Source organism: Dactylosporangium sp. CA-139114 (assembly GCF_050955725.1).
Taxonomy (GTDB): Bacteria; Actinomycetota; Actinomycetes; order Mycobacteriales; family Micromonosporaceae; genus Dactylosporangium.
On the sequence record NZ_CP192080.1, the window covers coordinates 8,663,086 to 8,675,794 of the forward strand.

Annotated in this window: 11 protein-coding genes; 7 read left to right on the plus strand and 4 right to left on the minus strand. The window is 73.3% G+C overall.

Annotated features, from left to right (window positions below; all coding sequences use genetic code 11):
- Positions 1 to 40: 40 nt before the first annotated feature.
- Positions 41 to 1,375, minus strand: a complete 1,335-nt coding sequence (locus ACQP2P_RS38825; RefSeq protein ID WP_433609619.1) for a TIGR04013 family B12-binding domain/radical SAM domain-containing protein — start codon at positions 1,373 to 1,375, stop codon at positions 41 to 43.
- Between the two features lie 153 nt (positions 1,376 to 1,528).
- On the opposite strand from ACQP2P_RS38825, the gene ACQP2P_RS38830 reads away from it, so the two are divergent.
- Positions 1,529 to 2,776: an exonuclease domain-containing protein gene (locus ACQP2P_RS38830; RefSeq protein WP_433609621.1), complete on the plus strand. Its 1,248-nt coding sequence runs from the start codon at positions 1,529 to 1,531 to the stop codon at positions 2,774 to 2,776.
- On the opposite strand, the gene ACQP2P_RS38835 is transcribed toward ACQP2P_RS38830, so the two are convergent.
- From ACQP2P_RS38835 to ACQP2P_RS38845, 3 genes are read right to left on the minus strand one after another with little or no spacing between them, the layout of a single operon-like run.
- Positions 2,763 to 3,161 (minus strand): hypothetical protein, encoded by a 399-nt coding sequence (locus ACQP2P_RS38835; RefSeq protein WP_433609623.1) that lies wholly within the window; start codon positions 3,159 to 3,161, stop codon positions 2,763 to 2,765. The genes ACQP2P_RS38830 and ACQP2P_RS38835 overlap by 14 nt on opposite strands.
- Before the next feature lie 13 nt (positions 3,162 to 3,174).
- Positions 3,175 to 4,071 carry a ParA family protein gene (locus ACQP2P_RS38840; protein ID WP_433609625.1) on the minus strand — a complete coding sequence of 299 codons (897 nt, stop codon included), beginning with the start codon at positions 4,069 to 4,071 and terminating at the stop codon, positions 3,175 to 3,177.
- Positions 4,068 to 6,269 (minus strand): HelD family protein, encoded by a 2,202-nt coding sequence (locus ACQP2P_RS38845; protein WP_433609627.1) that lies wholly within the window; start codon positions 6,267 to 6,269, stop codon positions 4,068 to 4,070. Before ACQP2P_RS38845 ends, ACQP2P_RS38840 begins: the two co-directional genes overlap by 4 nt.
- Positions 6,270 to 6,398: 129 nt before the next feature.
- Here ACQP2P_RS38845 and ACQP2P_RS38850 point away from each other — a divergent pair, with 129 nt between their 5' ends.
- The 6 genes from ACQP2P_RS38850 (at position 6,399) to fabF (ending at position 12,564) form a co-directional block, all read left to right on the plus strand.
- Complete coding sequence (locus ACQP2P_RS38850; RefSeq protein ID WP_433609629.1) at positions 6,399 to 7,418, plus strand: glycoside hydrolase family 5 protein; 1,020 nt, start codon at positions 6,399 to 6,401, stop codon at positions 7,416 to 7,418.
- Positions 7,419 to 7,481: 63 nt separating this feature from the next.
- Entirely contained in the window at positions 7,482 to 8,705 is a 1,224-nt protein-coding gene (locus ACQP2P_RS38855; RefSeq protein ID WP_433619438.1) for a PucR family transcriptional regulator, read from the plus strand.
- A 171-nt stretch (positions 8,706 to 8,876) separates the two neighbouring features.
- The gene (locus ACQP2P_RS38860) at positions 8,877 to 10,031 is read left to right on the plus strand and encodes an acyltransferase domain-containing protein (RefSeq protein ID WP_433609631.1); all 1,155 of its coding nucleotides are present in this window, start codon (positions 8,877 to 8,879) and stop codon (positions 10,029 to 10,031) included.
- Entirely contained in the window at positions 10,028 to 10,981 is a 954-nt protein-coding gene (locus ACQP2P_RS38865; RefSeq protein ID WP_433609633.1) for a beta-ketoacyl-ACP synthase III, read from the plus strand. The genes ACQP2P_RS38860 and ACQP2P_RS38865 overlap by 4 nt, the downstream gene beginning before the upstream one ends.
- 53 nt (positions 10,982 to 11,034) lie before the next feature.
- Positions 11,035 to 11,280, plus strand: coding sequence for an acyl carrier protein (locus ACQP2P_RS38870; RefSeq protein WP_223097536.1), 246 nt, complete (start codon positions 11,035 to 11,037; stop codon positions 11,278 to 11,280).
- A gap of 66 nt (positions 11,281 to 11,346) precedes the next feature.
- Positions 11,347 to 12,564, plus strand: a complete 1,218-nt coding sequence (gene fabF / locus ACQP2P_RS38875; RefSeq protein WP_433609636.1) for a beta-ketoacyl-ACP synthase II — start codon at positions 11,347 to 11,349, stop codon at positions 12,562 to 12,564.
- Positions 12,565 to 12,709 lie beyond the last annotated feature (145 nt).

Here is a 12,709-nt window from a genome sequence, read left to right on the forward strand (position 1 = left end):
ACAGGAGTGGGTGTCCACCGACCTCGCGCAGAGCCTGTTCTCAGCAGTCCTGCGATCCGTCCGCAGTCGATCGCAACGGCAACAGCGTCCGGCTCCGGCCAGGGCGGGGGTACGCCTCGGCGGCGGTGGCGAGTTTCACCGCGTGGTCCCGCTGCCGCTGCCAGTGGCCGTAGAGGGCGCCCTGCTGCGAGAGCCGGTCGACGGCGCGGATCGTTTCGGGATCGACGTCGCCCGGCGGTGCGTCACGCCACGGAGTGCCGGGCAGCGGCATGAAGGTGTGGGCGTGAATCCGGGCGCCGAGATCGGCCAGCTCGCGGGCGAGGCGGAGCGAGGCATCGACGTCCGACTGGTCCTCACCGGGCATGCCGAAGATCATGTCGACGTTGATGCGGAAGCCCTCCTCGATGCCGAGCCGGGCCGCGCGCATGACCTCCTCGACGCCGTGGCCCCGCTTCGCCGCGTCGAGCACGCGGTCCGATCCGGACTGGGCCCCCACGATGATGTTGTTGTTCGCGCAGTACTTCTTCACGAGCTTCAGGGCCTCGCGGCTCACGTGCTCGGGGCGGATCTCGCTCGGGAACGAGCCGAAGAAGACCCGCCCGTTCGGCCCGATGCCCTCCTTGCACGAGGCCAGCAGCGCCTCGACCGCGTCCAGGTTCGGCGACTCGTCCTGGCTGCCGTACGACAGCGCCGTCGGCGTGATGAAGCGGACGTCGCGCAGGCCGCGTTCGCGCATCTGGTCGACGTGCCAGCGGACGTTGTCCACGCTGCGGTGCCGGAAGCGGGCCGAGAACATGAACGGGGTCTGGCAGAACCGGCACGAGAACGCGCATCCCCGGGTGATCTCGAGGGCGTTGAACCGCTGCCAGCGCAGGGAAAAGCCGCGGAACGTGTCGAGCGGCAGGCGCTGCGGCCGGCCGGTCTTGACGACCTTGCCGGCAGCGTCGCGGAACGCCAGGCCGGTGACGCCCGCCGGGTCGCCGCCGGCGTCCACGAGCTTGGTCAGCGTCGTCTCGCCCTCGCCGATGGCGGCGACGTCCCAGCCGGCGTCGAGCGTCTGCACCGGCTCGGCGGTGGCGTGCACGCCGCCGGCGACGTGCAGGGCGCCCGGGGCGGCCGCCTTGATGGTGGTCAGCTCGGCGGCCAGCGCCTCGGCGTCCGGCGAGTAGAACGACCACAGCACCAGCACCCGCCGGGCGCGCCGCAACCCCGACGAGATCGCCGCGATCGTGGCGTCCGGCGACTCGGCGAACACCAACTCGTAGGACGTCGTGGTCTCGTGCTCCTCGAGCGCGCCGAGCAGCGCGTGGAAGCCGTACGTGACGGCCTTGCGGTACCGCAGCACCAGGACGAGGTCGAGGTCGGGAGAGCTCACCACCACATCCTGCCAGGACCGGCAAGCCGCGCTGCCGCTCGGCCGATCCGCTGCTGCTGAGGGCCGTTCCCGGAACGGGTCGTGCGGACCGGTCCGGGGATGCGGACGTTCGGGCGTTCCGCGGGCGGGGTGGGCCTCATTACCGTCCCGGGGATGTACGCCGTCATCGATCTCGAGACCACCGGGCTGCACACGAGCCGGCACGACCGGGTGGTCGAGATCGCGATCGTGCACGTCGGCCCGCGCGGGGACATCGAGAGCGAGTGGTGCACGCTCGTCAATCCCGAGCGGGATCTCGGGCCGCAGCACATCCACGGGATCACCGCCGCCGAGGCGCGGGTCGCGCCGCGGTTCGCGCAGCTGGCCGGGGCGGTGGCCGGGCGGCTGCGGGGGCGGGTGCCCGTCGCGCACAACTGGGCGTTCGACGGGCAGTTCCTAGCGGCCGAGTTCGCGCGGATGGGGATCGTGGCGCCGGTGCGGTATGAGGCGGGGCTGTGCACGATGCGGCTGGCCGGGCAGTTCTTCCCTGGCTCGTCACGCGGGCTGGCGGACTGCTGTGCGGCGGCCGGGATCGCGCTCACACGGGCGCACTCGGCGCTGCACGACGCCCGGGCCGCCGCGCGGCTGCTGGCGCACTTCCTGCGGGTGACCGGGCAGCCGCCGCCGTGGGCGCACCGGTTCGCGGGTGCCCCGGACGCGTGGCCGGCGCTGGCCGACAGCGGCGTCGCGCTCGTCGGGCGGCGGGCCGAGGGGCAGGTGGAGGAGCACTTCCTGGGGCGGCTCGTCGATCGGATGCCGCGCTCGCACCGGCCCGACGCGGACGCCTACCTCGAGGTGCTCGATCGGGCGCTGCTCGACCGGCACGTGTCCGCGGCGGAGGCCGACGCGCTCGTCGCGGTCGCCCAGCGGCTCGGGCTCGGGCGGGCCGACGTGGTCGAGTTGCATCGGCAGTACCTGCAGGCGCTCGCCGCGTTCGCCGCCGCCGACGGGATCGTCACGGCCGAGGAGCGCGACGACCTGGAGACGGTCGCGCGGCTGCTCGGGCTCGGTGGCGGGCAGGCCGCGCAGATGGTGCGCATGGCCCGGCACGCGGCCAGCCTGCTCGGCGCGGGGACGTCGCCGGTGCCGCGGCAGCGCGGCGGCGGGGCTCGGCAGCGGTTCCGGCTCGAAGCGGGCGATCTCGTGGTCTTCACCGGGGACATGGGCGAGCCGCGGGAGGTGTGGGCGGCCCGGGCCGGCGCGGCCGGGTTGCGGGTCGGTGCCGGGGTCACGCGCAAGACGCGGCTGCTCGTCGCGGCCGACCCCGACACCATGTCGGGCAAGGGGAAGAAGGCCGCCGAGTACGGGATTCCCGTCGTGCACCCGGCGGCGTTCCTCGGGATGCTGCCTAGCGGGAGCTGAGGGCCAGGCTGTCCAGGCGGCGGCCCACCGTCGCGTCGACGATGGCCGTGATGAGGGTCGGCTTCGTGGACTTGGCGGGGGCGGCCACGCCCAGGACCTTGGCCAGCTCCTTGATCTGCGGCACCGTCAGCTTCAGGTCGTTGAGGTACTGCGTCGCGGCCTGGCGGGTCTCCAGCTCGCGCAGCATCGACTCGATCTCGCTCACCGGGCGGGACAGGGCGGCGGGGGCGGCCTTCACCGCCTTGACGGGGCGGCCGCCCTTCGGGACCAGCTCCAGCTTCGCCGCGCCCGAGGCCAGGTCCGCCAGCTGGTCGGCCGGCAGGGTCTTCACGAAGGCGGCCACCCGCAGGAGCACCTCGTGGGCAAGGTCGGCCGGGTCGGTCATCGCAAGGCTCCGCTCAGGGTCTCGTGCGCGCCAGGAACTCGCTCGTCAGCTGTTGCAGCTCGTATCGTAGGTTCTCCACCGCGGGCGTGCCCGGCGGTGCCAGGACGGCCGGGACCGCGCGCAGGCCGGCCTCCGTCACCGCGGACTTGTTGTCGCGGACCGTCTGGCGGAAGACGGGCATCTCGATCTGGGTCGTCGCCTTCACCGAGTCCTGCTGCGTGTTCAGGGGGCCGTTCGCGGTGTACTGCACCATCGTGTAGACCACGCCGATGATCTCGGGGTTGATCGGGGTCGCCGCGACCGAGTTGTACTCCTCGACCAGGGCCGACAGGCGGGTGCGCAGCAGGTCGATGCCGAGGGTCGACAGGTAGTCGGGGCGGGCCGGGACGATCACGTGGTCGCTGGCCACCAGGGCCGTGCGCGTCACGAGGTTGAAGTTCGGCGGGCAGTCGATCAGGACCGTGTCGTACGTGTTGAACGACGGGTCCATGAGCGCGTCCGCGAGCAGGCGGTAGACCTGCAGGTACCGCGGACTGCTCTTCTGGAATCGCGAACCGCCCAGCCCGGCGGCCAGGTCCAGGTCGGCGTCGACGAGGCCGAGCTGCGACGCGATCAGGTGCAGGTTGCCGCCCAGCGGCCGGACCAGGGCGTTGACCGCGTGCGGGGCCAGCACGTACTTGAACAGCGGCTCCGGCGCCCGCGTCGCCACGAAGGCCTCGAACCAGGCCCGGATCGTGGGCTGCTCGTCGAAGTCCGACGGGCGGTAGAAGGAGTACGTCAGGCTCGCCTGCGGGTCCAGGTCGATCAGCAGCACCTTGCGTCCGCGGGCGGCCAGCTCGGCGCCGATGTTCGCGGTCACCGTGGTCTTGCCGACGCCGCCCTTGTAGTTGATGACGGACACGACGCTCATCTGCTGTGGCGGCCCTTCGGTCGGTCGCGGCCCGCGCGCTGGTCGAGCAGGGCCGCGGTGCGCTGCAGCACCTCGTCCCACAGGGGCTGGGGCGAGCCCCCGGCGACCATCGCGGCCAGGTCCTCGGCGAGGCGGTCGAGCAGCGAGAGCTCCACCGTGGGGTCGGGGTCGGGCTCGATGACGACCCGGCGCTGGCGCGGGATGCGGCTGGTGACGTCGCCGGCCGGCTCCAGCGGCAGGATGTCGCCGCTGGCCACGATGTCCAGGTAGCGGATCGTGCGGGTCAGGGCGACGAAGAGCAGGCGGTGGCCGCGGGGGTCCTCGGCGACGATCTCCTCGGGCTCGACGACGATCACCGCGTCGAACTCCAGGCCCTTGGCCTCCTGCGGGGAGACCAGGTTCAGGGCGCGGTCGACCTCGCCCTGGTCGGCGCGGCCCCACGGCAGGTCGTTGGCGTGCAGGGCGAACTCGAGCTCGGCCCGCAGGACCGCGGGGCAGACGATCCCCACGAACCGGTTCGCGTCCAGGTGCTCGCGGGCGATCTGGGCCACCCGGCCGGCGCGCTCGACCGGCTCGACGACGTGCGTGCCCGGCGGCTGCGGGCCCTCGCGGACCACGTGCGTCGGCTCGGTGCCGGGCGCGGCGATCGGCAGCAGCATCGCCGCCAGCTCGTACACCTGCCGGGGCACGCGATAGCCGTAGCGCAGGGGCACGATGGCCCGCGGCTGCTGCGGCGGCAGGTGCTCGGTGATCTCGCCCCAGGAGTCGCGGGCCCACGCGCCGGTGGACTGGGCCAGGTCGCCGGCGAGCGTGAAGGAGCCGTTGGCCGAGCGCCGGCCGATCGCGCGCAGCTGCATCGGGGACAGGTCCTGGGCCTCGTCCACGACGATGTGCCGGTAGCGACCGGTCGTGCCGTTGACCAGCTCGTCGACCTCGTCGAGCAGCGGGATGTCGGCGGCGCTCCAGACCTGCGCGGAGAGGCGGTCGGCGCCGCGGCGCTGCAGCAGCGTCACCTCCTCGTCCGTGAACTCCCCGCCGGCGGCCGCGGCCAGCCGCGGGCGGGAGCCGAACAGGTTGCGCAGGAACGCGGCCGGGCTCTGCAGCGGCCACAGCCGCTCCAGCAGGTTCTCCACCGGGGCCAGGCGCTCGGCCTCCAGCGGGCCGCCGCGCTCGCGGACGAGCTCGGCGAGGCGGGCCCGCAGCCGCTGGCGGCGCACCGCGTAGGGGCCGCCGGCCTGGCGGGCCGCGGTGACCGCCTCGGTGACCTCGGCGCCGGTCAGGGTGAGGTAGCGGCCGTCGAAGAGCATCCGCTCGGCCGCCTCCGGGGCGCCGATGCGGGCCTCGAGCGCGCGGGCCAGGAGCCGGGCCATGCGGGCCTCGCCCTTGAGCCGGCGGGTCGCGGCGTCCTCCTGGCGGCCGCGCTGCACGGGCGGCCCGAGCTGGTCGATGTCGATCTGCTCGACGTCGGCGTCGCCGAGGCTGGGCAGGACGCGGCGGATGTACCGGGTGAACGCCGGATGCGGGCCCACCACGAGCACGTCGCGCGGGCGGAGGCGGTCCTGCTCGTTGTACAGCAGCCAGGAGACCCGGTGCAGGGCCACCGCGGTCTTGCCGGTGCCCGGACCGCCCTCGATGACGAGGCAGTGCTCGAGCGGGAAGCGGATCAGGCGGTACTGCGCGGCCTGGATCGTGGCGACGATGTCGTGCATCTCGCCGGTGCGCCCGCGGTCGAGCTCGCCGAGCAGGGCCGCGTCGGGTCCTTCGAGGGCCTCGACGGCGGCGGCCAGCTGCTGGAAGACGACGTCCTCGAAGTCGAGGACCCGGTTGTCCTCGCTGGTGAAGGTGCGCTTGCGGGCCAGGCCGCGCGGGTCGTCGTGGGAGGCCTCGTAGTACAGCTCCCCGATCGGGGTCTTCCAGTTGACGACGAGCACCTGGCGCTCGTCGTCGAAGATGGTCTCCCGGCCGATGTAGAAGTGCTCGCGGTCTTCCTGGTCGATCCGGCCGAACGCGACGTCCTGGTCCGGCGCGGCGAGAGCGTCGCGGCGGCCGCGGCGGAAGCCGGCCAGCCAGCGGCCCGCGCCGGCGTTGGCGGCGGCGTCCGGGGTCTCCCCCAGCTCGGCGCGCGCGCGTTCGCGGTGCTTGTAGGCGAGGTCGAAGTGTTGCTGCTCAGCAGCGATCTCGGCTGCCTTGGACTCCACGGAACTCCCTTTGCCACACCCTGCGTGCGCCTCACGCTACCTTGCGCCAGGGAGGGTGGTCGATCCCCCCGCGGCCGAATCACCCTCGGACAACGGGTGAATGGCAGGGGCCCGGGTAGCGCCTCACCCGTGGTCAAACGGTTGGCGGTCCGCTCGGCGTTTCCCGCTCTGCTCATGGCGTTGCTGGGTGCGGCCTATGTCACTCCGGCCCGGGCGGGCGCGGCCGAGGGCATCCACGTGGCCGACGGCCGGCTGGTCGAGGCCGGGGGTGAGCCGCTCGTGCTGCGGGGTGTCAACCACGGGTACGCCTTCGGTCACGGCCCGTCGTCGGTCTTCGACGACATCCGGGCCACCGGCGCGAACGCGGTGCGGGTGGCGCTCGGCACCGGGCACGAGTGGCCCGCCACCCGGCCGGCCGAGGTCGCCGGGATCGTGGCGCGGTGCAAGGCGGCCCGGCTGATCTGCGTGCTCGACGCGCACGACACGATGGGCTACGGCACGCAGCCCGGCGCGGCCACCGTCTCCGAGGCCGTCGACTACTGGCTCACCCTGCGCGACGTGCTGCGGCATCAGGAGTCGTACGTCGTGCTGAACATCGCCAACGAGCCGTCCGGCCACGCGGTGGACGCGGACTGGCTGGGCAACAGCGAGCGCGCGATCGCCCGGCTGCGCGCGGCCGGCTTCCCGCACGCGCTCATGGTCGACGCGCCGAACTGGGGCAACGACGCGTTCCGGGTGATGTACGACCACGCCGCCGAGGTCTTCGCCAGTGACCCGCACCGCAACGTCGTCTTCGACGTGCACATGTACGGGCCGTTCGACACCGCGGAGAAGGTGTCGGCGTACCTCGGGCACTTCGTGCAGCAGCGGCTGCCGATCGTCGTCGGGGAGTTCTCGTCGCTGCACGAGTACGGCGATCCCGACGAGGACGCGATCATGGCGTACTGCGAGCAGTTCGGGCTGGGGTACATGGGCTGGTCGTGGAGCGGCAACAGCCCGCAGTACGACTATCTCGACGTGGTGACCGCCTACCGCCCGGGCCGGCTGACCGCCTGGGGACGCCGGCTCGTCGACGGGCCGGACGGGCTGCGGGCGACGGGCCGGCCCGCGAGCGTCTACGGACGGCTGTGGCTGGCGGCGGCCCGGTGATGCCCGTCGTGCGAAGCTGTGCGGGTGAACGACCTGGGACCCGACCTTCCGGAGCTGCCGGAGGTGCTGGGCGGTGTGCATCCGCCCGCGGCGCCGGGTTCGCTCGAGGACAGCGTCCGCTCGATCGAACGGGCGGCCGGCTCGCTGGCCACGGCGAGCGTCGCACGGATGGACGAGACGCTGCCCTGGTTCCGGGAGCTGCCCGCCGACCAGCGGGCCTGGGTCATGCTCGTCGCCCAGGCGGGCGTGCGCTCCCTGGTCGAGTGGCTGCGCCACCGCGCCGCCGACGGGCCCGCGCCGCCGGACAACTCCGAGGAGTTCTTCGACGCCGCGCCGCGCGCACTGGCCCGCTCGATCAACCTGGGCCAGACGGTGCAGCTGATCCGGGTCACCATCGAGGTCGTCGAGCGGCACCTGCCGCACCTGGCCGCGCCCGGGCAGGAGACGCCGCTGCGGGAGGCGGTGCTGTACTACAGCCGCGAGGTCGCGTTCGGCGCCGCGCGCGTCTACGCGCGGGCCGCGGAGACCCGGGGCGCGTGGGACGCCCGGCTGCAGGCCCTGCTCGTCGACGCGCTGCTGCGCGGGGACTCCTCCGACGTGCTGGCCAGCCGCGCGGCCGCGCTGGGCTGGGCCGACGCGCCGCCGGTGGCGGTCGCGGTGGGCCGCTCGCCGGGCGGGGAGGCGGCCGCGGTGCTGCACACGGTGTACCGCGCCGCCCGCCGCATCGGCGTGGAGATCCTCGGCGGCGTGCACGGCGACCGGCTCGTGGTGGTGCTCGGCGGGGCCGCGGACCCGATGGCCGCGACCGAGCGCCTGCTGGTCGGATTCGGGGACGGGCCGGTCGTGGTGGGGCCGGCGGTACCGTCGCTGGACGAGGCGACCGAGTCCGCCCGCGCGGCCCTGGCCGGCTTTCGCGCCGCGCCCGCCTGGCCCGCCGCGCCCCGGCCGGTGGCCGCCTCCGACCTGCTGCCCGAGCGCGCCCTGGCCGGCGACGCCGAGGCGCGGCGGATCCTGCGGCAGGAGGTCTACGGCGCGCTCGTGCGGGCCGGCGGGGAGCTGCTGGAGACGCTGGACGCGTTCTTCGCCGGCGGCGGGGTGCTCGAGAGCGCCGCCCGGGGGCTCTTCGTGCATCCGAACACGGTGCGGTACCGGCTGCGGCGCATCGGCGAAGTGACCGGATTCACGCCCCTGGTTCCCCGCGACGCCTTCGCGTTGCGGATCGCGCTGACGATCGGGCGGCTCGATCCGCTGGCTCCGGCCGCGGCGAGCCCGCCCACAACGGGGTGATTTGTCGGTTTATCCTGTCGAGGACGTGAGCACCGGACCGCAGCGGGTAACCGCGTGGATCTGTTGGCACAACACCACGCGATCTTTTGTAGAGTTCCTACAAGTGAGGTCGTCCACTTTGGTGTCTCGCGCTACCGGCGGGACTGTAGGGGATCCGGAAAAGTCTTAGACGTGCTTGCCGTACTCGCTCCCGGCCAAGGCTCCCAGAAGCCTGGATTCCTGGCCCCCTGGCTCGCCCGGCCCGGCGTCGAGGCCCGTCTGCGCTGGTGGTCCGCGCTGTCCGGGGTCGACCTCGTCCACCTGGGCACCGAGGCCGACGCCGAGGAGATCAAGGACACCGCCAGGACCCAGCCCCTGCTCGTCGCGGCCGCGCTGCTGACCGCCGAGCAGCTGCCGCTGCACGATGCCGCGGTCGTCGCCGGGCACAGCGTCGGCGAGCTGGCCGCCTCGGCGCTCGCCGGCGTGCTGACCCCCGAGGCCGCCATCACCCTCGCCGGGGTGCGCGGCCGGGAGATGGCCGCCGCCTGCGCGCTCGAGCCGACGGGAATGAGCGCCGTGCTCGGCGGCGAGCCCGACGAGGTGGTCGCGGCGATCGACGCCGCCGGGCTCTACGCCGCCAACCGCAACGGAGCCGGCCAGATCGTGGCCGCCGGGTCCCTCGCCGGGCTGGAGAAGTTCGCCGCCGAGCCACCCGCGCGGGCCAAGGTGATCAAGCTGCAGGTGGCCGGGGCGTTCCACACGCCCTTCATGGCCCCGGCCGAGGCCGCCCTGGCCGCGGTCGCCTCCGGCATCACGCCCCGCGACCCGAACCGGGTCCTGCTCTCCAACCGCGACGGCGCGCCCGTCGGGCACGGCCCGGCCATGCTGCTGCGCCTCGTGCGCCAGGTGACCGCGCCGGTGCGCTGGGACCTGTGCATGCAGACCATGGCCGGCCTCGGCGTCACCGCGATCGTCGAGCTGGCCCCGGCCGGCACCCTGGCGGGGCTCGCCAAGCGGGCGCTCAAGGGCATCGAGATCGTCACCGTGAACACCCCCGACGACCTGCCCAAGGCGCACTCCGCGATCGCGCGGCACGGGGGCGTCCTCGCCTCGCCGCTGCCCTCGCAGGACAGCGTCGCCGTCGCCACCGCCGCGGGCCCGTTCAGCCCCGCGTGTGACGAGGGCGACCGTGTCGAGGCCGGGCAGGTCATCGGTAGTGTGCAAACCGCGCAGGGTCCGGTCGAGGTGGCCGCGCCCGGCGCCGGCGTGCTCACCGAGTGGCTCGCGCGCCTCGACGACCCGGTCGCCTCAGGCCGGCCGCTCGCCCGCATTGGAGGCCAACTATGACCCCGGCTGCCGGATCGAAGATCCTGGCGTTCGGCCACTACCAGCCGTCCCAGGTGGTCACGAACGACGACCTGTCGAAGGTGATCGACACCAACGACGAGTGGATCCGTGACCGGGTCGGCATCGCGCAGCGGCGCGTGGCCGGCACCGAGACCGTCGCCGACATGGCGATCATCGCGGGCGGCAAGGCCCTCGCGGCCTCCGGGCTCACCGCCGCCGACATCGACACCGTCGTGGTCGCCACCTGCAGCTCGGTCGACCGCTGCCCGAACGTGGCGACCCGGGTGGCCGCCAAGCTCGGCATCAACGCGCCGGCCGCCTACGACCTCAACACCGCCTGCTCCGGCTTCTGCTACGGCCTGGCCAGCGCCGACCACGCGATCCGGGCCGGTGCCGCCCGCAACGCGCTGGTCATCGGGGCCGAGAAGCTCTCCGACGTGACCGACTGGACCGACCGCACCACCGCCGTGCTCTTCGGCGACGGGGCGGGCGCGGCCGTGCTCAGCGCCGCCGCCGAGGGCGAGGAGCCCGGCATCGGACCCGTGGTCTGGGGCTCGGCGCCCGAGAAGGGCGACGTGCTCAAGATCGAGGGGTGGCGGCCGTACATCAAGCAGGAGGGCCAGGCCGTCTTCCGCTGGGCCACCACCGCCATCGCCCCCTTTGCCCAGGCCGCGCTCGACCGGGCCGGTGTGCAGGGCAAGGACATCGCCGCGTTCGTCGCCCACCAGGCCAACACGCGCATCATCGACGGGATCGTCAAGCGCCTCGACCTGCCCAACGCCGTCGTCCTCAAGGACCTCGTCGAGTCGGGCAACACGTCGGCCGCGAGCATCCCGCTGGCGCTGTCCAAGGCGATCGAGCGGCGTGAGATCCCCTCCGGCGCTCCCGTGCTGCTCTTCGGGTTCGGCGGCGGTCTGACGTACGCGGGCCAAGTGATCCGCTGCCCGTAGCGGTCTGTTCATCGTTCATCGACGAGCGCGTCAACCCTAGGAAGGAAGACTCTATGTCCACCCGTGAAGAGATCGCCGAAGGCCTCGCCGAGATCCTCGAGGAGGTCGCCGGGGTCAACCCCGACGACGTCGCCGAGGAGAAGTCGTTCACCGATGACCTCGACGTCGACTCGCTGTCCATGGTCGAGGTCGTCGTGGCGGCCGAGGAGAAGTTCGGCGTGAAGATCCCGGATGACGAGGTCCCGAACCTCAAGACCGTCGGCGACGCCGTTTCGTACATCGAGAAGTCGCAGGCCTGAGCCACCGCCGGGGTCCCGCCCGGGGCCCCGGCGCACCAGGTAGTGCCGTTGAGGAGTTGTTGAGCAGTGAGTGTTGAGGTCGTCGTCACCGGTCTGGGGGCCACCACCCCTCTCGGTGGAGATGTGCCGTCCACCTGGGACGCCATGCTCGCCGGAAAGTCGGGCGTGGTACCGCTGACCCAGGACTGGGCCGCGCAGCTGACCGTCCGGATCGCCGCCCAACTCGCGGTCGAGCCGACGGAGAAGATCGACCGGGTGCAGGCCCGCCGCCTGGACCGCAGCGAGATGACCGCCATCATCGCCGCCCGCGAGGCGTGGGCCGACGCCGGCTCGCCCGACGTGGACAAGGACCGGCTCGCCGTCAGCGTCGGCAGCGGCATCGGCGGCGCGCAGACCCTGCTCAACCAGGACGACATCCTGGAGGCCAGCGGCCCCCGCAAGGTCTCCCCGCACACCGTGCCGATGCTCATGCCGAACGGGCCCGCCGCCTGGATCGGCCTGGAGCGGGGCGCCCGCGCCGGCGTGCACTGCGTGGCCAGCGCCTGCGCCACCGGCGCCGAGGCGATCTCGCACGCCCTCGACCTCATCCGCCTCGGCCGCGCCGACGTCGTCATCGCCGGCGGCACCGAGGCCGTGATCCACCCGCTGCCGATCGCCGGGTTCGCCGCGATGCGCGCCATGTCGGTGCGCAACGACGACCCCGAGGCGGCGTCCCGCCCGTGGGACAAGGGCCGCGACGGCTTCGTGCTCGGCGAGGGCGCGGGGGCGATCGTCCTCGAGCGCGCCGACCACGCCCGCGCCCGCGGGGCCCGCATCTACGCGCGGCTCGCCGGGGCGGGGATCAGCTCCGACGGGTACGACATCGTGCAGCCCCACCCCGACGGCGACGGCGCGGTGAAGGCGATCGAGTTCGCCCTCCGCGACGCCGGCATCGCCAAGTCCGACATCCTGCACGTCAACGCGCACGCGACCTCGACGCCGGTCGGCGACCTCGCCGAGATCAAGGCGCTGCACCGGGCCCTGGGCGACCACCCGGTGCTTACGTCGACCAAGTCGATGACGGGGCACCTGCTGGGCGCGGCGGGGGCGGTCGAGTCGATCGCGACGATCCTCGCCGTGTACCACGGGGTCGTGCCGCCGACCATCAACCTCGACGACCCGGATGACGGGCTGGACCTGGACGTGGCGGCGCACAAGGCTCGGCACATCGAGATCCCGGCGGCGCTGAACAACTCGTTCGGCTTCGGGGGGCACAACGCGGCGCTGGTCTTCGCGCGGGTCTGAGTACTGCGGCAACCGGCTCCCCCGCCTCTTGGGGGAGCCGGTTGCTGTTTGGCGCGATATGTCGGGCACTTCGTGCCGCGACATATCGGATTTATACCCTGACGGGCGATAAGTCCGGAAAGTCGTGGCACGGAGTGCCCGACTT